Here is a 19,604-nt window from a genome sequence, read left to right as displayed (position 1 = left end):
TTGTCATCAATAACAAAGGCCAGCAATAGCGCTGGCCTTTTGTGCTTTTACTGTTCACGCGTTAGCTGTCGTTAACCACTCTGGGCCATTTTTTCAAACCAGCTTTTCGCTGTTGCCAATGCCTGCATAACCTGCACTGATGCTGTTCCGCCTAAAGCGCAACGTCGGGCCATGCCCGCTTCAAGCGTCAGCGCCGGATAAACATCATCAGCAATTAGCTCACTTACCTGCTGCAACTCACTAAGGCTTAATGCTTCGAGCGGCAATTGTTGTTTTGCAGCTGCCAGTACCAGCTCACCAGCACATTCATGCGCATCGCGAAAAGGCATACCTTTACTCACCAGATAGTCGGCCAGATCAGTCGCATTACTATAGCCTAACTCCGCCGCCTTGCGGCATTGCTCCCGATTAACGCTCAGGTGTGGCAACACAGTTGCCAACACCAGTAATGATTGCTGCCAGGTGAGCATCAGATCAAAAAAGCCTTGTTTATCTTCCTGCATATCCTTGTTGTAAGCCAACGGCAATCCTTTGAGGACATGTAAAATGGCTACCAGATGGCCCAGCACCCGGCCGGTTTTGCCGCGCAATAATTCAAATACGTCAGGGTTTTTCTTTTGCGGCATCAATGATGAGCCTGAACTGATAGCATCACCTAATTTGAAAAAGCCAGCTTCACCAGAACAGAAAAAAATCACATCTTCTGATAACCGGGATAGGTGCGTCATACACAAGCTGGCCGCGGCGGACAGTTCGACCAGATAATCACGATCAGACACTGCATCTAAGCTATTTAAAGCCGGGTGGCCAAAGCCCAGTTCAGAGGCCAGTACCTGACGGTCGATGTTTATTCCAGTACCGGCAAGGGCGCCGCAACCAAGCGGACAGCTGTCCAGTCTGACCAGGGCATCGTCCAGCCGGCCTAAATCACGTTTAAACATTTCTACATACGCCAGTGCCCAGTGCGCGACCAATACCGGCTGTGCCCGCTGCAAATGGGTATAGCCGGGCATCACAGCCTGCTTAGCTTGATCAGCAAATTCAAGCAATGCCGCCAGCGCAGCGAGTAGAGATTTGCGTACCGTACCTGCTTGCAAGCGCGTCCATAAGCGCAGATCGGTCGCGACTAAATCGTTGCGACTGCGCCCGGTATGCAGTTTCTTGGCTACGCTACCAAGCTTGGCAGTTAACTGGCTTTCCACCCAGCTATGAATATCTTCTTCTTTGGTCTGCAATGGCAGACGAGGATCAGATTCTATTGCGATAGCTAGATCAGCGAGCCCCTGCTCAAGTTGACTTGCTTCGTCAGCCGTAATAATGGCTGCTTGTTGCAGGCCTTTAGTCCAGGCTCTGGATGCAGCAATATCCTGCTGAGCCAGCAAATAATCAAAACTGAGTGAGTCATTAAAATCACGAAACTCGCTCAGAGTGGCTTCAGTGAAACGCCCTCCCCACATGGCCATAATGATTAATCCTTTTGCTGATGCATTGCCCGGATCCGACTCGCCAGACTGTATAAGCGGATAAAGCCAGCGGCATCTTTCTGATCATACACTTCGTCACCCTCAAAGGTGGCAAATGCTTCGGAGTACAAGGTATTAACCGAGCGACGTTTCGCCACAGTAACATTACCTTTATAAAGCTTAATGACGATATCACCGGTTAACTGTTCTGCCAGCGAAGTAGCTGCGGCCAGTAACGCGTCTTTGAGCGGGGTAAACCAGCGGCCATCGTAAACCAGCTGAGCGAACTCCAGGCCGATTTCTTCGCGATACTTCAGTGAGCTTCGGTCATAAACCAATGCTTCCAAGCCTTTTAAGCCTGCCAGTAAAATCGTGCCGCCCGGTGTTTCATAGCAGCCACGTGACTTCATCCCTACCAGCCGATTTTCGACAATATCAATTCTGCCGATGCCATGCTCAGAGCCCAGCTCATTCAGAAATTGAATAGCGGCCACACCATCAAGTTGCTGGCCATTAATTCGTGTTAACACGCCACGCTCAAATGCCAGTTCAACATAGGCGGGCTGATCTGGTGCCTGCTCTGGTGATTTTGTCCACATCCACACCTGCTCAGACGGCTCACACCAAGGATCTTCCAGCTCACCACCCTCATGCGAGATATGCCATAAGTTGGCATCGCGACTGTAAATTTTGGTGGCTGAGGCGGTGGTAGGCACCTTTTTTTCGGCCAGATAATCAAGCAGCGATTGTCTCGAGTTAAACTGCCATTCCCGCCATGGCGCAATAACTTTTAACTGCGGGGCTAACGCAGCAAAGCAGCTTTCAAAGCGCACCTGATCATTCCCCTTACCAGTACAGCCATGGCATAAGGCATCGGCACCCAATTCCAGCGCCAGCTTGACCTGAGCTTTGGCAATTACCGGCCGCGCCATTGAAGTACCCAGTAGATACTGGCCTTCATATACGGCACCGGTTTTTAAGGTTGGGTAGATAACCTCGTTAACCAGTTCTTGCTGTAAATCCACCACATAACAGCTACTGGCGCCTGAGTTAATGGCTTTTTGCTCAACCCCGGCCAGCTCTTCGTCGCCCTGACCAACATTGGCGACAAAGGCGATCACTTCACAATCATAGTTATCTTTTAACCACGGTACGATAGCTGATGTATCCAGGCCACCTGAATACGCCAATACCACTTTTTTTACACTCATTATTACCTCAACTAAATAAACTGACTAAAACGGCATTCTGGGCATGCATCCGATTTTCGGCTTGCTGCAGTACCAATGAACACTCACTGTCGAGCACTTCACTGGTTACCTCCTGCCCCCGGTGCGCTGGTAAACAATGCATAAAATGTTTTACTGCTAAACGCTGCATCACCGCAGTATTAATCTGATAATCGGCAAACAACTGGCTAACCTGTTTTGGATCAGCTTTAGCACCCATCGACAACCAGGTATCGGTATATATTGCATCTACCCCGGCGGCGGAGGATAAATGCTGACTCAGCACCAGTTTAGCCCCACTCTTAGCTGCCATTTGCTGAGCCTTCAGCAACACGTGCGCATCAGGACCATAGCCCGGTGGGGTAATAACGGTTAAATCCATCCCCATAATTGCCGCGCCAAGCATTAAAGAATGACAAACATTATTACCGTCCCCGACAAACGCCAAATGAACCTTGCTAAGCTCACCAAATTGTTCATGTAAGGTAAGTAGATCTGCCAATGCCTGACACGGATGATACAAATCGCTCAGAGCATTAATTACTGGTTTTTTGCTGCTATGGGCTAATTCTATCAATGTTTTCTGGCTAAAAACCCGGGCGACAATAGCATCGGTCCAGCACGCCAGATTACTGCCAAAATCCTGTACCGACTCCCGCACACCCATGGCACCATTTTGTAAATCGAGATAAACACTGTGTCCACCTAGCTTGTTTATTCCCACATCAAAGCTGACCCGGGTACGTAACGAAGGCTTTTCAAACAGCAGAGCAATACTTTTGCCAGCTAATGCCGCACCATATTGCGCCGGGTTTTGTTTCATTTTTACCGCTAACGCCAACACTTCACTAAGTTGGGTCCGGTCTAAATCCGCTAAGCACAATAGCTGGCTTAATTTACTCATAAAACACGCTGTTATCCGCCAGGCGGCTTCCCAGGTTATGCCATCAGTGCCCTGTCACACTGAAGCAGGTTTAATATAAAATGCAGGTGCCCACCGGCTCGTTCTGCATCAGTTTTAATAAATTTTCCGGCTGTTGCCAGCCCGCTACAATGATATTGCGCTGCAATGCCAGGCCGGTTTCAAGGGCCGCATCCAGCTTCACTTTCATGCCACCTTTAATTACCCCACTGGCGACCAGCTCGGCGGCCCCCGCGGGGCTGAGCTGTGCAATAAGCTGCATCTGGCTATCCAGAATACCGGGAACATCAGTAAGCAATACCAACTCCCCCTGTACTAACTGACAAATCGCTGCAGCGGCCAAATCAGCATTGACATTGAGCAACTGGCCTTCACTACCAATACCCACTGAGCTAAATACCGGCGTAAAACCTTGCTCCAGTAATAGCGTAATCAGCGTAGAATCCTTTGCCTTAGCCAGACCAACGGCCCCAAGCTTGCTATTAACTGTAAACTGCAAACTGCTGCCGGCAGACAGATTCAGCCCGACTGGATTTAAGCCCTGCAGCATAGCTCTGCTCACCAACTCTGCGTTGACTGCCCCGTCCAGCGCTCCGGTTATTACCGGCATCTGCTCTGCAGGCGATACCCGCTGGCCATCAATTTTTTCGGTAGTAAAACCAAACCTGGCCAGCCATTGGTCAACCTGATCGCCCCCACCATGCACCAGTACCACGGGGCGCTGTTGTTTGAGTTGGTGGCAAACGGCAAGTAACGCATCCAGCGCAGGGCGCTCCTGCAATAACCGGCCGCCCATTTTTATTACCAACGGTAAGGTTTTCATAATACCACCCCGCTGAATAAGCCCGCGGTTTCAGGCTTGCTAAAGCGAACATTAGCCGCTTGCATTGCCTGTGCTGCGGCACCCTTTAGCAGATTGTCAATCGCTGATACCACCACCAGCTGTTCGTCATCCTGCTGCCAGTAAAGATCGCAATAAGGTGTGCCTGCCACGTTGGCGACATTCGGTGATTGATTTAATAAGCGAACTAACGGTTTATGCTGATAAGCCTCAGCAAATGCGCTTTTTACCTGCTCGGGACTGACACCAGATTTTAACGTCACCACACTGGTAGCAAGAATGCCACGTTTAAAATTGCCTAAATGTGGAGTAAAAACCACTTTACGGCCCAGGTTTTGTTCAATTTCAGGACGGTGTCGATGGCCAAAGAAACCATAGGCATTTAAACCCACTTCACAAAATGACGTGCTAAGCGCAGCTTTGCGCCCAGCTCCGGACACACCACTGGTCGCATTAATGACCGGTATACACTGCTCTGCCAGCAAATTACTGTTCACCAGAGGTAATAATGCCAAAGAACATGCGGTCGGGTAACAGCCTGGGACTGAAATCAGATTTTTCGGTACCTCATTCAGCCATTCCATCAGACAATATACGGCTTCGTTTAGCAGCTGCGGATGCTGATGTTGGTAACCATAATATTTTGGATACAGCGCGGGTTGTTTTAGCCTGAACGCCCCCGATAAATCGACAACCACTATGCCAGCGGCCAACAATAACGGGGTGACTGCTTCACTCGCTTCATGCGGCAACGCCAGAAAAGCGACATCAACCTGCAAAGTGCTAATCCTCTCGTCTTGCCAGGGCTCTACCATAATATCAATAGCATTAGTAAAACGCGGATATAAATTACTTAGCGGCTCAGCTGTACGTCCAGCAGATGCAAAAGCATGATCGAGTGAAAAATAAGGGTTAGCTACCAGCAAGGCGCATAGCTCAGCGCCGCTGTAGCCCGCGGCGCCCAATACAGCACTGCGAATTTTTTGATCAGAAGATGGCACTAAAGACATGTTTACCCTATTCAATTACAAAAACCAGCTAAAAGTTATAGCATATAACGGCTGCTAGTGTAGAACGGCAAACATGCAGAATCAACAATAATTATGCTGTTTTTGTGAATTTTTATCTATTTACTGTAATGTGTCGTGACCATCGCTATCGTTAGTAATCACGGTATTTCGGCCCTGCTTTTTTGCCTGATACAGCGCCTTGTCTGCATCAATAAGCAGTTGCTTGCCATCATTTTTATCGTCGAGTATCGCCAAACCAATACTTAAGGTAACCGTCAAGCCCGACACAATGTCAGAGTAATCAGCGCTGGCTACCTGCTGCCGAAGTCTGTCGCATACCTCTTCAGCCATTGCTATCGGGGTATCTGGTAATAAAATAACAAACTCTTCACCGCCCCAGCGGGCCAGCGAATCTATATCGCGACAATGTGTCTGCAAGGTTGCCGCTACCCGTTTTAATACTTCATCGCCAACCGTATGTGACCAGTTATCATTTACTTTTTTAAAATGGTCAATATCAAGTAACGCCAGGCAAAGAGGCTCGTGTTGGCGCTTGGCGCGTTTCAACTCATGCTGCATCGCTTCATCAAATGCCCGGCGGTTTGCCAGACCGGTCAGTGAATCCAGTCGGGCTAAAGCCGCCAGCTCCGCCGTTTTTTCAGCGACCTGTAATTTCAGTTTTAATTCGCTGCGCTTTAAACTGCCAAGTCGCCAGCGAACTGTGCTGCTAACCAAGACGATCAGTACCAGTAAAACCAGCAGTTGAAACAGGGGCCGTTGCCATAAGTATGGCGCAATGCTAAATGATACCGTTGCAGCGGGGCTCCAGCCGCCATCGGGATATGAGGCGGCCACGTTAAACCGGTAGTGGCCCGGGGCTAAATTAGTATATTGCACATTCGTCTGGTTACCACGAACGGCCCAATCCTGTTCAAAGCCGTCCAGCCTGGTACGATACCGGATGCGTTGCGGCATAATAAAGCCCAGTCCGGCATATTCCAGTTCTATTCTGCTGGTGCCCGCAGCCAATTGAATAGTTTGCTCTGGCAAGAACTGCTTGCCATCTACTATCAGCTTTTCCAATACCACGGGCGGTATGACCGCAGAGAACGAATGTAGTCTCGCTGGCTGCACTTTACTGGCCCCCACAGAGGTAGCAACCCAAACCGAGCCATCGCTATGCAAACTGGCAGCGGGTGAAGAACCCCCATTAGCCTGAGCGCTGGCCATGCCGTCACTTTCGCCAAACAACTCATAATTTATCTGATCACGCAGACCATAAATCACATCAAGCGCCTGTTGCCTGGCCAGGCGAAGCACACCACGATTGGTGGAAATCCAGAAGTGTTGCTGCTTGTCGATAACCAGCTGAAATAGTTTGTCAAATGGCATGCCATGATTTCTACCCACCAGAGCAAGCTGTTCGTTGGTTAAATCAAACGCCACCAGCCCCCGATCAGTCGTCATCCACAAAATACCGGCTTCGGGATCTTCCATAAAGCCAAACGCATATTCGGCCTGGTCCAGCACGCTAAAATCAAGTTGGCGTATCTGGTTATTGTGCCATATCGAAACGCCGGCACCGCTGCCGATGAATACCCGGCCGTCGCCGGTTTGATGCAGGGTCATAATAAAGGGCGACGGCAATGATGATGCAGCTACTGGAGTAGTCAATTTCCCCTGCTGAATTAATGTGAGTCCCTGCGAGGTTCCCACTAACACCGAGCCATCAGGCCTTGGCAGAATAGCTCGCACCTCGTTAGCAGCCAGACCATCTTCACTGCGATAGTGAGCAACCACCTCACCATTGGCATAATGCAAAAGACCATCGGTATAAGTACCTATCCACAGACTTTGCTGCTGGCCAAGCGCCAGACTCAGTACCGATTGCCCGTTTGCATGGCTGGAAAGGTCGATATTACGGATGGTGCCGTTACAAATCTGGTCGAGGCCGCGACTACTGCCGACATATACACAATCAGCCTGGTCAGACAGTACGGTTCGCACATAATTGTCCGCTAAACCATGCTCATTGGTATAGGTAGTAAAAGGGGCATCACGTAAACGAAATACCCCACCATTAGTGCCTACCCACAGGCTACGCTCTTTATCTCTAAACAACGCTAATACCCGATTATTTGGTAAACCCTGCTCAATGCTCAGTTGCTCGAGCTTAGTGTGAAATAGCCTTATTAAACCGCGATCTACCGTACCTATCCATAGTTCACCTGACGCTTCTGGCAATAAGGTTGCCACCGGCACGTCGGCCAGTAGTAGTATTAATTGCTGTTGTTCATTCAGCTGATATAAGCCACGCTCTGTGCCAATCAATAACTGTTGCTGGCTATTGGCCGCCACCGCAAATACCGGCAGGGATAACTGATCTTTAAATGGCTGACTTAACGCTAAACTATTATCGATGAGTGCCAGGCCAGCCATCGTGCCAACCCAAATCTGCCCCAGGTCATCTTCAAATAAACTATGAGCAGCATTGGCAGGTAAACCGTTATCCTCTGTAAACTGGCGCCGACTGCCATCTGGCAATTGTAATACAACGCCTCCGCCCTCAGTCGCTAACCATAGTCTCTGTTGACTGTCGACCAGTGCCTTATTGATTAGTACACCCAGCGGCGGATAACTTTGCCACTGGTGCCCGCTAACCCGGGCTATGCCACCACGGGCGCCAGCTGCCAGCAGATCGCCATTTGCGGCAACATTTAACGTTCGGATACCAGAGTCAGGAAGACCCGTTTGCGCACTACGATCAAAAATATCGAACCGACGGCCGTTAAAGCGGGCTACTCCCTCCCAGGTGGCAAACCATAAGTAGCCATCCGGAGTTTGAGCAATGGCATTAACGGTATTATGAGGTAACCCATCCACGGTGCTCCAGCTTTCGCTGAAGTAATTATCAAGGCCCACCATGTCATTATCTGTTCCGACCGCAGTTGTGGCAACGGCATGTGTGGCGACGGCTAGCGTAACCAGCAATCCCCTCAGCAACCAAAGCAGGTTGTACGCACTGCACCGACAAACAGTTAACAACGGCATAGCCAATCCCTGTTTCAAGAAAACTAATCTTGCAATAGCAAGACTACCGCTTTTGCCGGTAGTTGGGAAGCTTCATAAAACAGATGCGACTAAAGCATCGGCCTCGCCCCTAATAAGTGGCAGATGGCATAGCTAAGTTCGCTACGATTCAGCGTGTAAAAGTGAAACTGATCTACGCCTTCCTGGCTTAACACTTTTACCATTTCCATTGCTATATTGGCTCCAACCAGGTTGCGGGTGGTCGGGTCACTTTCCAGTCCCTGATAGGCTTTGTTCATCCAGTGAGGAATAGCCACATTGGTAAGGCCGGCAAATTTTTGCAATTGTTGAAAATTGGTTACCGGCAAAATACCTGGGATAATATCAACATCAATTCCAATCGCTGCACAGCGATCGCGATAGCGTAAAAACTTCTCAATATCAAAGAAAAACTGGGTGATAGCTCTTGAGGCCCCCGCTTCAACTTTACGTTTTAAATTCAATAAATCAAACTGAGCGTTGGGCGCTTGTGGATGAACTTCAGGATAAGCGGCCACAGAAATATCAAAATCGGCCACTGAGCGCAGAATTTCTACTAAATCTGCAGCGTACAGCTCAGGTATTGCGGCACTGTCTGACGGTAAGTCGCCACGCAAAGCAACAATATGCCTGATGCCGTTCTGCCAGTAATCGCGGGCAATATCAATAAGTTGCTGCTTGCTTGCATCAACACAGGTTAAGTGCGGTGCCGCAATTAAACCAGTGCGTTGTTTTATTGACTTGATAATATCATGCGTGCGGTCACGCTCACCCGAATTCGCACCATAGGTGACCGACACAAAAGACGGTGCCAACGGCGCCAATCGTTCAATCGACTGCCACAATGTTTGCTCCATCTGCGGTGTTTTTGGAGGAAAAAATTCGAAGCTGACATTTACTTTTCCCTGCACATCGTGCAGGTTTCGGTTAATAGCATCCAGATAGCGGGCATTTGCAAAAGCCATAAATATTCTCGTTAAACCATCAAACTAACGGCTTGCGCCTGTTAATATAAGCTGCTGACACAACTGGGCAACGTCAGCATGAATACCACCGGCAGTAACTTGTTTACCGGCCCCCGGACCTTTTAACACCAATGGATTAGTGCTGTACCACTGGCTTTCAATTACAAAGATATTGTCGCAAGGTAAAAGCGCGGCAAGCGGTTCATCGGCAGCGACCTGTAATAGTTTCACTTCAGCTTTTGGTCTATGACCGGTAAGCGTTAAACTGGCGGTATAGCGTAATACCTTACCACCCGCTTTAGCATCTGCCAGCGCGCTGGCCATCATGTCGTCAAGTAACTCGCGTTGCCGCCAGGCGTCAGCCCAACTCCCAAAGCCCAGCGCTTCAGGCATAAGTGGCTGCAAGCTAATCTGCTCTAACTCCAGACTTAACCCCAGTTCTCTGGCCAGAACCAACAACTTACGCTGAACATCAATACCAGATAAATCGTCTCTTGGATCCGGCTCGGTATAACCCAGTTCAGCAGCCTCAGTCAGCAAGCTTGAAAACGGCACGCTGCCATCATATTTACAAAACAACCACGACAAGGTGCCAGAAAATACTCCGCTGATCCGGCTTATGCTATCACCGCTTTGCAGCAGCGTTTTAAGCACCTGCTGCACCGGGATCCCAGCCCCTACAGTGGTATTGCTACGCCAGCTAAGCCGCTCTGCCGAAATTACTGAACGGATAGCATTATATTCATTCAGCGGTAACGTAACCCCTTGCTTATTGGCACTGATAATATGACAACCTGCGGCAACAAACGCAGGATACTGCCTGGCAAACTGGCCACTTGGCGTAATATCTACCAGCACTTTGGGCTTTGCTAACTTACGGATATATGCCAGTAACTCCGCGGTAGAATAGCCTTCAGCAACAGCCAGTTGCTCTTGCCACCGTGCCGGCTTTAACTGCTCACCAAGCCAGGCCTGGCGTGTATTAAACACGCCAGCCAGCTCCAGTGTGATATCCTGTGCCAACACCAGTTGCTGCTGCGGCAACATATCTAAAAATTCGGCCCCGACATTGCCGGTGCCAGCCACCAATACCTGCAAGCTTGGTTTGCGTTCCACGCAATGTTGATGGATCTGATTTAACTCTGCCACCGCTAACTCCTGCTTGAATAGCCAAACGGCCAGTTGATCATTTTCATACAAATGTTGTACCTGTAACTGCTGCAGGTACTGGTCTAAAACCACACTGACCTGCTGCTGTGCGCTGGCCTTTAACCACACCAGCGCGTAATAATCGACGGTATCAGCCAGGGGATGGCAGCCCTGCTGCTGTAGTAGCGTCAGGGCATCTGGCCAACTATCAGAGGGGATTAACCAGCGTTGAGCACTGTCATCATTGGTACAGGCATGTGGCAATACCACCACCGCACTTTGCAGCTCGCGCGCCAATTCGTCGCCATTCATAGCTGACCGAGCAGCTAATGACACTAAGCGCACAGGGTGCAAACAGGTTAAAAATGCCTGATGTGGCGCGTCGGGTTCAACGTGACACCCGGCATACTCTGGTTGCAAGGCACTGCGCACCAGCAAGTGTGTACGAGTGCCCTTAAGTGGCGCCAGTGTTCTGGCATGCAACACCGGATTACCCAGCGCGGCAAGCTGACAAGCCTGCCCTGCGTTTACCTGACGATAGGGAACCGCATCGGTACACTTACGCGGATCTGCACTGAAAATGGCCGTAACATCTGTCCAGATACTTACCCGCTCTGCCGAAAGTAAGGCACCAAGTAACGTGGCACTATAATCACTACCATTGCGGCCAAGGGTAATACTGCCGCCACTTTCGTTGCGGCCAATAAAACCGGTGACGACATGACACCGCGCTGACTGATGAGGTGTTATCAACTTGCTAAACCGTGCGGTGCTTTGCTGCCAGTCAGGTTCAGAGCCGCTGAACACTAAGAAATCTCTGGCATCAACTGCCCGTGCCGGTGTTCCCTGTTCTGTCAACAATGCTGCCAACAGAGACGCAGACAGTAACTCGCCAATTGCCAAGACTTCATTAATTTGTGCACAGGCTAACCAGTCTGGTATTTGTTGCAACCAGCCGTTTAGTCTTTTCAGTACGGTCGGCACAGCCGGTTCTGGCAGGGTTGCAATAACTAGCTGCTGCAACTGTGTGCTTAGCTGAGCCAGTGGCTGACTGATGTCATCAGCACGCTGATAAGCAGCAATGATAAATAACAATGTATCCGTGGTGTCACCCGGTGCAGAAACGACGACCCAGGGCAAACCAGCCTGTTGCTGCACTATAGCCGCTACAGTCTGAAAACGGCTGGCGTTAGCAAGGCTGCTGCCACCAAATTTATGGACTTCACAATTGGGTTTAACCAATGAGGCTATTAATTGCTGGCTCATATTAGATTACCACAACGCAGTCAGAGCTGGATTGAGCCGGCAGTGACCATTCAATTCTGATGTCACCTGCACCGTACCCCCAGTAAGGGTTGCATTGTGACCCTGCTGCTGAGCATCAAGCCAGTTGGCAACGGCATTAAAGCCATTTTGCAGGTCGGCAATTAAATCTGCCGGCGCTTCAATACCCACCGACAACCGGATTAAGGTCGGACCAATACCGGCGGTCTGCTGAGCAGCCGCATCCATTGAGGCATGGGTCATCGACCCCGGGTGACAAATCAGGCTTTCAATGCCACCTAACGATTGCGCCAGGGTAAATAACCGCAAACTGGCAAAAAACACCGGCAACGCTGCAGCAGGTGCCGCCAAATCAAAACTGCACATAGCGCCAAAGCCGCTTTGCTGGGCTTTGGCGATGTTATGTCCGGGATGGTCGGTTAAACCCGGGTAATATAATGTGCTGACCAGCGGCTGGCGTTGTAAAAAACTAACCAGCTCGGCGGTATTCTGTTGCTGCAACTGCAGCCGGGGCACCAGGGTGCGTAAGCCGCGCAAGGTCATATAGCTGTCAAATGCCGGCCCGGTAACCCCTAAACAATTGGCCCACCATTTCAGCTCATCCCCAATAGCCGGATCCTTCGCCACCAGCACGCCGCCAACAATGTCGCTGTGGCCATTAATATATTTGGTGGTAGAGTGCACCACGATATCGGCACCTAGCAGCAACGGTTGTTGCAGTACCGGTGATAAGAAAGTGTTATCCACCACAACCTTTGCGTTTAAGTTTTTGGCCAGTTGGCACACCGCTTTGACATCGGTAATTTGCAGCAATGGATTACTGGGCGTTTCCAGCCAAATCATCGCTGGCTTTGCTGCAGTAACTTTTGCTGCCCAATCACGTTGCTGAAAATTAATAATTTGCAGTTTAAAGGCTTGCTTACGCGAGGCCAGATTGGTAAATAAACGATAGCTGCCGCCATAGCAATCATGCGGGATCAGCAATGTATCGTCCGGCCCCAGTAACTGCAGCGCCAGCAAACAGGCTGACATACCACTACCTGTAACAATAGCGCTGGCGCCCTGCTCTAATTCACATAACGCCTGTGCCAGTGTGTCACGGGTCGGGTTGTTAGAACGAGAATAATCATATTGCCCCGGTTGCTGAAAGGCCGGTAGCTTATAGGTGGTAGTAAGATATAAAGGTGGGGTCACTGCACCAAACGCCGTATCCTCGGCTATACCGGCCCGGGCAGTAATAGTTGCAGCAGCTGAATGAGACATAACGACACCTTTTGACTTTCACTTTTGGATGTTTAGACGTCTAAAAGTATATCGATCAAAAATTGGATGTCAAACCATTTAGCCGTCTATAATGATTATTTGTTGCTCACTATTGGACATGGCGGGATAAAAAGTTAGAATTTGGCAACTGCGCGAGCAAATACGAATAACCATTATAAATAACTAAGGTACCCTTATGGCTAAATGGAATGGCGAATATATCCATCCTTATGCGGAACATGGTAAAAAGTCAGAACAAGTAAAAAAAATTACCGTTTCCATTCCGCTGAATGTTTTAAAAGTATTAACCGACGAGCGTACCCGCCGTCAGGTCAATAACCTGCGCCATGCCACTAACAGTGAATTGCTATGCGAAGCTTTTTTACATGCCTTTACCGGCCAGCCATTACCGGCTGATGAAGACTTACGCAAAGATAATCCGCATCAGATCCCGGCCGAAGTACGGCAGATCCTGACCAGCATGGGTAAACCTATTCCGGTAATTATTGAAGCCGATACCACCGAAGAGTAATACCTTTTGTAACAGCTTTTCACTGAAAAACCGCCCAAGGGCGGTTTTTTTTTATCAGCTGATAAGACCCAGCTCCAACGCCAGTAACACAGCACGGGTGCGGTCGCGCACCCCCAGCTTGGCCAGGATGGCAGAGCACTGGTTTTTAACTGTCCCTTCAGATTTATATAAAGCGGCCGCAATTTCTTTGTTACTGTAGCCCGCGGCCATCAGTTGCAGAATTTCCAGCTCTTTGTCACTGAGCGGTTCCGGCACTGCCGGCATACTGAAGTCAGCATTAGCAGTGGTATTATCACGGATACTTCCCAGTAATCGCTCGGTAATATTGGGCGCAAACCAGCTGCCGCCCTCTGCCAGGGTTGCGATGGCCTGCACCAGCGTGGCCAGTGATACGTCTTTTAATAAAAAGCCGCGGGCACCCGCTGCAATGCTTTTTAACACCAGCTCATGCTCATCAAAAGTGGTCAGAATAAGTACCGGAATGCTGATCCCAGCCTGTTTTAATGCCGCCAGAGTTTGCACCCCATTCATCACCGGCATCGATAAATCCAGCAGGACTACATCAGGTTGCAGTTGCTGGCAGGTCTCTACCACCGCTGAGCCATCGGCACACTCTGCCACGACGGCAACCTTACCTGAAATACCCAGCAGGCTTTTAATACCATCACGGATCAGCTTCTGATCATCAACCAGCAGGACTTTATGCATCATCCCCCCTTATGTAGGGTAAAGTATGTAGGGTAAAGTAATCGTCAGTTGCATCGCGTGGTTGCTACTGGCTATCTGCAAACTACCATTGCATTCTGCCAACCGCTCCTGCATACCGGTAATACCGTTGCCCGGCTGCCAGTAGGGTGTCAGGGTGCCATTATCATAAAGCTGTAGCTGCAGTTGTTGCCCGGCGACACTGGCCTTAATATGAACTTCAGTGGCGCCGCTGTGTTTTAAACTGTTACTCAAGGCTTCCTGAATAATACACAGCAGATGCTGGGCCTGGCTCAGATCGTTGAGCATAATATCCGCCGGGATCTGCAGCTTTACCGCAAGCTGGGCTGGCAACATCCGGCTTAGTGCAGTAACGGCATCGTGCAAGCTGACATCGGCGTACTGGCGCATGGTGCTAACAGCCTCACGCACATCGGCTAGCAACAACTTGGCCAGCTGATGACACTGATCAACCTGCTGTTTTGCCTCACCGGCGGTTAAATGACTTGCTACCTGCAACTGAATGGTCAGGGCGGTTAAATGGTGGCCGACCAGATCGTGCAGATTACGGGCAATCCGGGTACGTTCACTCTGGCGCGACGCGGCCTGCAATAATTGCTGGGTTGCCAGTAACTGCTGATGCTTTTGTTCCAGCTCGTCTTTTGCAGCTTCAGCGTCCCGGCTGGCAGTTTGCACCAGTACCGCAAACAAATGAAAACAGCCATACAGCAGCGCTGTTATCCAATACTCTTTGCCACTTTGCCAGGCCAAAACGGCAAACCATGCCGCAACAACTGTGACGGTAAGCAATAAGGCGGGGCCTGTTCGCATCACAAAGGGTAGCATGGCAGCCCAGATAATGGTCAGGATAGCCAGAAATTCGAAATTACGCGCTGGTATCAGCCACAGCAAACCAAAGGCCACCAGCAGCTGCAATAACAACAAATAACGACCAAACCGGCCTTGTAAGGTAAACGGCCCCTGCTTGCTGGTCAGTAACCAGAACAGACCGCCATAAACAATAAACAGCCCATGCAGAGCCAACGTCGGATGGGCCGGCGCGGATTTGTCCAGAATATAGATGCTGATGCCATAGACCAGCAGCCAGGTTAACAAGCCTGCCAGAGTGGCAAAATCAATTTTTGTTTTCATACCGTCATTATGCGTGCTGCCAACATTACTGCAATAGGCCAGAAGTCATAGCCTGAAATCCTGACTTTTGGCACCTGTGCTGGCACAGGCTCTGGCGTAAACTGGCAGCATTAACCCAGGAGGCTGACCATGTTAGTTATTCACACCACGTTGTTGTACCTGCACATTGCGCTTGGCGCAATCGCACTGTTGCTGTTCTGGTTGCCGATCATCGCCCGCAAAGGCGGTAAGCTGCATATTAGTGCCGGCAAAGCGTTTTACCTGCTTATGCTGATTGTTTCGGGTTCAGGCATAATAATGAGTCTGCTGGGTTTAGCGGATCCAATCGGTATTTACGTAAACAGCAAACCGCTGAGCAGCGAACAGATTGAGGGCATGATGCGCTGGCGTATTCCGTTTACTTATTTTCTGCTGCTGCTAAGTTTGCTGACCTGGGTAACAGTTCGCCATGCCATCGGGGTGCTACGCGCCAAAACCAATCGCAGTATGCTGCGCAGCTGGCGCTATCAGGGCCCGGTATTGCTGATGTTTCCCTCGGCAGTATTTGTTGGCTGGCAGGGCATCAGTATTGGTATGCCTTTGCTGATTATTTTCGCTGCAGTCAGTTTTTTCACTGCCACCACCATTTCACTGTATGTCTATCGTGCCACGGTTGCGCCCAGAGCCTGGATTATCGAACACTTCGGCTCGATGGTCGGAGCCGGTATTGCTGTTTACACTGCGTTTTTTGCTGCCGGCGGCAGACGGGTGCTCTCGCAATGGCTACCGGGCGAATGGCAGCTGCTCAGCTGGCTGGCCGCACCGGTAATTGGATTAATAGTCCTTGCCACACTAACCGGTTACTACAAACGAAAATACAAAGTAAAGCCTGACAGCGCTTTACAATAGCCAGAGCCTTAGCTTAATGTCCTGTGCAGCAATCGCACAGGACCATCGAATTTATGCCCCTTACAATTACCCCACTTACCAATAAAGTTATCTGGATCACCGGTGCCTCAGGCGGCATTGGTGAAGCACTGGCCCGCGAACTGGCAGCGGCTGGCGCCCGGCTGATTTTAAGTGCCCGCCGTCAGACAGAACTGGAGCGGGTACGGGCCAGCCTGGCCAATTCAGTCTCACATCTGATCCTACCGCTGGATATTACCGACAGTCAGGCGATTAGTGCCGCAGTCGCGACTATTGCTGAAAAAATTGGTGGCCTCGACTGGCTGATAAACAATGCCGGAATCAGTCAGCGTGCGTTGATCACTGACACCAGCCTTGAGACTGAGCGTAAATTGTTCGAAGTGGATTATTTTGCCCAAATAAACTTAACACGCCAGGCTCTGCCATTATTGCTGGCCGACGGTGGTGGCAAAGTGGTGTTTGTCTCTTCCGTTGCCGGTTTAGTCGGTACTCAGTATCGCGGCAGCTATTCTGCGGCGAAAGCGGCACTGCATTTATGGGCCAATAGTTTGCGTGCTGAACTGTTTGAACAGGGCCTGACGGTTGCCACTATATTCCCGGGATTTGTTAAAACGGAAGTGTCATTAAACGCCCTTACCGGTGATGGCAAGGCCCTGGGCGAAATGGATACCGCTCAGGCTAACGCCATGAGTGCAGAGCAATTTGCCGAGAAAGCAGTAAAAGCATTGCTTCGCAATAAGAGTTACGTCGTCATAGGTGGTGTAAAAGAACACCTTGGCGCCTGGATTTCACGGCTCTCGCCCGAACTGCTTTACAAAATGATTCGCAAGAGCAATGTGCGCTAGATACCCGGCTACCCGCCACCATTAAATTACTTATTAGCAGATTGGATGGCTTAAAAATACACAATAATTGCTAATTACAATTAACCTTGTCAAAGAGCAAAAACTTACTTTTGAATAATTTGTTTACACAAAGCAACGAATTGCAGTAAATTTAGCGCTGGGATGTAGTAACTACTTAACTGACGCTAGTGCATCTTAAATACCCTGTTGCAGGGAGAATTAAAAAAATTAAACGGAGTCACCAGATGAATTATTTTTTGGATGCATTGCAACGCTATGCAGATTTTACTGGCAGAGCAAGACGCAAAGAATATTGGATGTTTGTTTTGTTTTATCTTATTTTTTATATTGGCGCAGCAATACTTGATGGCTTGCTAGGTACAGTTTTTATCACGCTTATTTATTCCTTAGGCTTGTTGATCCCCAGTATTGCGATAGCCGCGCGACGCCTCCATGACACTGGTCGCAGTGGCTGGTGGCAACTTATCGCCCTGATACCGTTAATTGGCGCTATTGTCCTGTTGGTTTTCCTGGTATTAGACAGTACCGAAGATAACCAGCATGGACCAAATCCGAAAGCGGTGCCTGCAGCTTAGTTTCTAAGTATTTTTTACGAAAAGCGGCCTGCTAGTATGGCCGCTTTTTTTAACTTACACTGACTTACATCAATAACGGCAACTAACCGCTATTGATAATAATTATCCGGTAATGCAATCCTGGCCACGCCAGATGCTACCGCAGCCTCTGCTACCGCACGGGCTACCCTGGGTAGCAGTCTTGGGTCCATTGGCTTAGGAATAATATAGGCTTTGCCGAACTCCAGTTTATCAATTTGCGCCGCTTGCAGCACTTGAGCGGGTACCGGCTCCTTGGCTATTGCGCGAATCGCATTTACCGCCGCTATTTTCATTTCATCGTTAATCACACTGGCCCGAACATCCAGCGCGCCCCGGAAAATGAACGGAAAACACAATACGTTGTTTACCTGGTTCGGATAATCAGAACGGCCGGTAGCCATAATTAAATCTTTACGGGCCGCATGTGCCAGCGCCGGTTTAATTTCCGGATCGGGATTAGAACAGGCAAAAATAACCGGATTTGGTGCCATAAGAGTTAATGCCTCTGCTGGCAATACATCGGGGCCAGACACCCCAACAAACACATCGGCGCCATTTAATGCATCTTCTAAAGTACGTTTATCCGTATTATTGGCAAACAGCAGCTTGTACTGATTTAAGTCATCACGCCGGGTGTGGATCACCCCTTTGGTATCCAGCATATATATGTGTTCACGCTGAGCACCACATTTAATCAAAAGTTCCATACAAGCAATGGCAGCTGCCCCCGCGCCCATACAAACAATGATCGCTTTGCTAATATCCTTTCCTTGTATTTCCAACGCATTGAGCATGCCCGCGGCAGTAACAATGGCCGTACCGTGCTGATCATCATGAAATACTGGTATTTTGCAGCGCTTAATCAATTCTTTTTCAATTTCAAAACACTCCGGCGCTTTAATATCCTCCAGATTAATACCACCAAACGTATCGGCGATATTAGCAACCGTATTGATAAACTCTTCTGTAGTGCGATGGCTGACTTCAATATCAATCGAATCAAGGTTGGCAAACCGTTTAAACAACAGTGCTTTGCCCTCCATGACGGGCTTCGAGGCCATTGGCCCCAAATTCCCTAAGCCGAGAATGGCCGTACCGTTGGTAATAACCGCCACCAAATTACCTTTGGCAGTATATTTGTATACATTGTCGACGTCAGCGGCAATCTCCCGCACCGGCTCAGCGACTCCAGGGCTGTATGCCAGCGCCAGATCTTTTACAGTTTCGGCCGGCTTACTGATTTCAATACTAATTTTGCCCGGAGTTGGCTCTGCGTGGTATCTAAGTGCCTGTTCTCTGAAATCTGACATCGTGTTTTCCTGCATTTAATGAGTGAGGGTAACTTCTGATTATGGTCTGTAGCTATTTTTAGTGGGTAATCAGGATTAGTTTGTCGCTTTTTTATTGCTACGCCCTGGCAATTTTAACAGCGCAACAACGCCTTACTGACCATACCACTTTAGTCTTATTGCTGGTTGTTATAGCAACTTCAGCCGAAATCGCCAAGCCAAGCCCCGCTCAACAGATAACGATTATAGGTATTTATTGGCATTGTTCGGTTGCTTTGCAGTAAGTACACCAATTAATATTGCAATTATTGTGATTAACTATCAGCAAATATTTCTCACCTGTACCAGGTAAAATGTAGCCAA

At 49.4% G+C, this 19,604-nt stretch carries 16 protein-coding genes; 4 read left to right on the top strand and 12 right to left on the bottom strand.

Translation table 11 applies throughout. The features are described from left to right. Positions 1 to 71: 71 nt before the first annotated feature. From argH to metB, 9 genes are all read right to left on the bottom strand, one after another. Complete coding sequence (gene argH, locus B2Q61_RS07295) at positions 72 to 1,463, bottom strand: argininosuccinate lyase (protein WP_290619197.1); 1,392 nt, start codon at positions 1,461 to 1,463, stop codon at positions 72 to 74. Between the two features lie 5 nt (positions 1,464 to 1,468). After that, a complete protein-coding gene (locus B2Q61_RS07290) occupies positions 1,469 to 2,674 on the bottom strand; it encodes an argininosuccinate synthase (RefSeq protein ID WP_290619200.1) in 1,206 nt (401 codons plus the stop codon). Positions 2,675 to 2,681: 7 nt separating this feature from the next. Further along, positions 2,682 to 3,596, bottom strand: a complete 915-nt coding sequence (locus tag B2Q61_RS07285) for an ornithine carbamoyltransferase (protein WP_290619202.1) — start codon at positions 3,594 to 3,596, stop codon at positions 2,682 to 2,684. Between the two features lie 70 nt (positions 3,597 to 3,666). Next, positions 3,667 to 4,437, bottom strand: coding sequence for an acetylglutamate kinase (gene argB / locus B2Q61_RS07280; protein WP_290619206.1), 771 nt, complete (start codon positions 4,435 to 4,437; stop codon positions 3,667 to 3,669). After that, positions 4,434 to 5,465, bottom strand: coding sequence for an N-acetyl-gamma-glutamyl-phosphate reductase (gene argC, locus B2Q61_RS07275; protein ID WP_290619208.1), 1,032 nt, complete (start codon positions 5,463 to 5,465; stop codon positions 4,434 to 4,436). Before argC ends, argB begins: the two co-directional genes overlap by 4 nt. Positions 5,466 to 5,585: 120 nt before the next feature. Beyond that, complete coding sequence (locus B2Q61_RS07270; protein ID WP_290619210.1) at positions 5,586 to 8,516, bottom strand: ligand-binding sensor domain-containing diguanylate cyclase; 2,931 nt, start codon at positions 8,514 to 8,516, stop codon at positions 5,586 to 5,588. An 89-nt stretch (positions 8,517 to 8,605) separates the two neighbouring features. Beyond that, positions 8,606 to 9,499, bottom strand: coding sequence for a methylenetetrahydrofolate reductase (gene metF / locus B2Q61_RS07265; RefSeq protein WP_290619212.1), 894 nt, complete (start codon positions 9,497 to 9,499; stop codon positions 8,606 to 8,608). Positions 9,500 to 9,523: 24 nt separating this feature from the next. Next, on the bottom strand, positions 9,524 to 11,914 hold the full coding sequence (gene metL, locus B2Q61_RS07260; RefSeq protein ID WP_290619214.1) for a bifunctional aspartate kinase/homoserine dehydrogenase II: 2,391 nt from the start codon (positions 11,912 to 11,914) through the stop codon (positions 9,524 to 9,526). 6 nt (positions 11,915 to 11,920) lie between these two features. Next, complete coding sequence (gene metB, locus B2Q61_RS07255) at positions 11,921 to 13,195, bottom strand: cystathionine gamma-synthase (protein WP_290619216.1); 1,275 nt, start codon at positions 13,193 to 13,195, stop codon at positions 11,921 to 11,923. A 196-nt stretch (positions 13,196 to 13,391) separates the two neighbouring features. On the opposite strand from metB, the gene metJ reads away from it, so the two are divergent. Continuing rightward, the gene (metJ, locus tag B2Q61_RS07250; RefSeq protein WP_019675723.1) at positions 13,392 to 13,727 is read left to right on the top strand and encodes a met regulon transcriptional regulator MetJ; all 336 of its coding nucleotides are present in this window, start codon (positions 13,392 to 13,394) and stop codon (positions 13,725 to 13,727) included. A gap of 54 nt (positions 13,728 to 13,781) precedes the next feature. On the opposite strand, the gene B2Q61_RS07245 is transcribed toward metJ, so the two are convergent. Together B2Q61_RS07245 and B2Q61_RS07240 are read right to left on the bottom strand one after the other, a co-directional pair. Next, positions 13,782 to 14,435, bottom strand: a complete 654-nt coding sequence (locus B2Q61_RS07245) for a response regulator (RefSeq protein WP_290619219.1) — start codon at positions 14,433 to 14,435, stop codon at positions 13,782 to 13,784. Between the two features lie 9 nt (positions 14,436 to 14,444). Further along, on the bottom strand, positions 14,445 to 15,584 hold the full coding sequence (locus B2Q61_RS07240) for a sensor histidine kinase (protein WP_290619223.1): 1,140 nt from the start codon (positions 15,582 to 15,584) through the stop codon (positions 14,445 to 14,447). 129 nt (positions 15,585 to 15,713) lie between these two features. Between B2Q61_RS07240 and B2Q61_RS07235 the strand changes: the two genes are divergently transcribed. The 3 genes from B2Q61_RS07235 (at position 15,714) to B2Q61_RS07225 (ending at position 17,931) form a co-directional block, all read left to right on the top strand. Further along, positions 15,714 to 16,472, top strand: a complete 759-nt coding sequence (locus B2Q61_RS07235) for a hypothetical protein (protein ID WP_290619227.1) — start codon at positions 15,714 to 15,716, stop codon at positions 16,470 to 16,472. Positions 16,473 to 16,525: 53 nt separating this feature from the next. Next, complete coding sequence (locus tag B2Q61_RS07230) at positions 16,526 to 17,335, top strand: SDR family oxidoreductase (protein WP_290619232.1); 810 nt, start codon at positions 16,526 to 16,528, stop codon at positions 17,333 to 17,335. Between the two features lie 245 nt (positions 17,336 to 17,580). Beyond that, positions 17,581 to 17,931, top strand: coding sequence for a DUF805 domain-containing protein (locus B2Q61_RS07225; RefSeq protein WP_290619234.1), 351 nt, complete (start codon positions 17,581 to 17,583; stop codon positions 17,929 to 17,931). A gap of 89 nt (positions 17,932 to 18,020) precedes the next feature. On the opposite strand, the gene B2Q61_RS07220 is transcribed toward B2Q61_RS07225, so the two are convergent. Then, positions 18,021 to 19,262 carry a malic enzyme-like NAD(P)-binding protein gene (locus tag B2Q61_RS07220; RefSeq protein WP_290619236.1) on the bottom strand — a complete coding sequence of 414 codons (1,242 nt, stop codon included), beginning with the start codon at positions 19,260 to 19,262 and terminating at the stop codon, positions 18,021 to 18,023. Positions 19,263 to 19,604: the final 342 nt, after the last annotated feature.

The sequence above is a fragment of the Arsukibacterium sp. UBA5043 genome (genome assembly GCA_002415085.1).
Lineage (GTDB): Bacteria > Pseudomonadota > Gammaproteobacteria > Enterobacterales > Alteromonadaceae > Alishewanella.
The sequence above is the reverse complement of the archived record's forward strand: the minus strand, read 5'-3'. Positions and strand labels throughout refer to the sequence as shown.

Bases quoted from the DNA above. Each gene is read 5' to 3' on its own strand.
- argH (WP_290619197.1), bottom strand. From the start codon at position 1,463: ATGGCCATGTGGGGAGGGCGTTTCACTGAAGCCACTCTGAGCGAGTTT.
- B2Q61_RS07290 (WP_290619200.1), bottom strand. From the start codon at position 2,674: ATGAGTGTAAAAAAAGTGGTATTGGCGTATTCAGGTGGCCTGGATACA.
- B2Q61_RS07285 (WP_290619202.1), bottom strand. From the start codon at position 3,596: ATGAGTAAATTAAGCCAGCTATTGTGCTTAGCGGATTTAGACCGGACC.
- argB (WP_290619206.1), bottom strand. From the start codon at position 4,437: ATGAAAACCTTACCGTTGGTAATAAAAATGGGCGGCCGGTTATTGCAG.
- argC (WP_290619208.1), bottom strand. From the start codon at position 5,465: ATGTCTTTAGTGCCATCTTCTGATCAAAAAATTCGCAGTGCTGTATTG.
- B2Q61_RS07270 (WP_290619210.1), bottom strand. From the start codon at position 8,516: ATGCCGTTGTTAACTGTTTGTCGGTGCAGTGCGTACAACCTGCTTTGG.
- metF (WP_290619212.1), bottom strand. From the start codon at position 9,499: ATGGCTTTTGCAAATGCCCGCTATCTGGATGCTATTAACCGAAACCTG.
- metL (WP_290619214.1), bottom strand. From the start codon at position 11,914: ATGAGCCAGCAATTAATAGCCTCATTGGTTAAACCCAATTGTGAAGTC.
- metB (WP_290619216.1), bottom strand. From the start codon at position 13,195: ATGTCTCATTCAGCTGCTGCAACTATTACTGCCCGGGCCGGTATAGCC.
- metJ (WP_019675723.1), top strand. From the start codon at position 13,392: ATGGCTAAATGGAATGGCGAATATATCCATCCTTATGCGGAACATGGT.
- B2Q61_RS07245 (WP_290619219.1), bottom strand. From the start codon at position 14,435: ATGCATAAAGTCCTGCTGGTTGATGATCAGAAGCTGATCCGTGATGGT.
- B2Q61_RS07240 (WP_290619223.1), bottom strand. From the start codon at position 15,584: ATGAAAACAAAAATTGATTTTGCCACTCTGGCAGGCTTGTTAACCTGG.
- B2Q61_RS07235 (WP_290619227.1), top strand. From the start codon at position 15,714: ATGTTAGTTATTCACACCACGTTGTTGTACCTGCACATTGCGCTTGGC.
- B2Q61_RS07230 (WP_290619232.1), top strand. From the start codon at position 16,526: ATGCCCCTTACAATTACCCCACTTACCAATAAAGTTATCTGGATCACC.
- B2Q61_RS07225 (WP_290619234.1), top strand. From the start codon at position 17,581: ATGAATTATTTTTTGGATGCATTGCAACGCTATGCAGATTTTACTGGC.
- B2Q61_RS07220 (WP_290619236.1), bottom strand. From the start codon at position 19,262: ATGTCAGATTTCAGAGAACAGGCACTTAGATACCACGCAGAGCCAACT.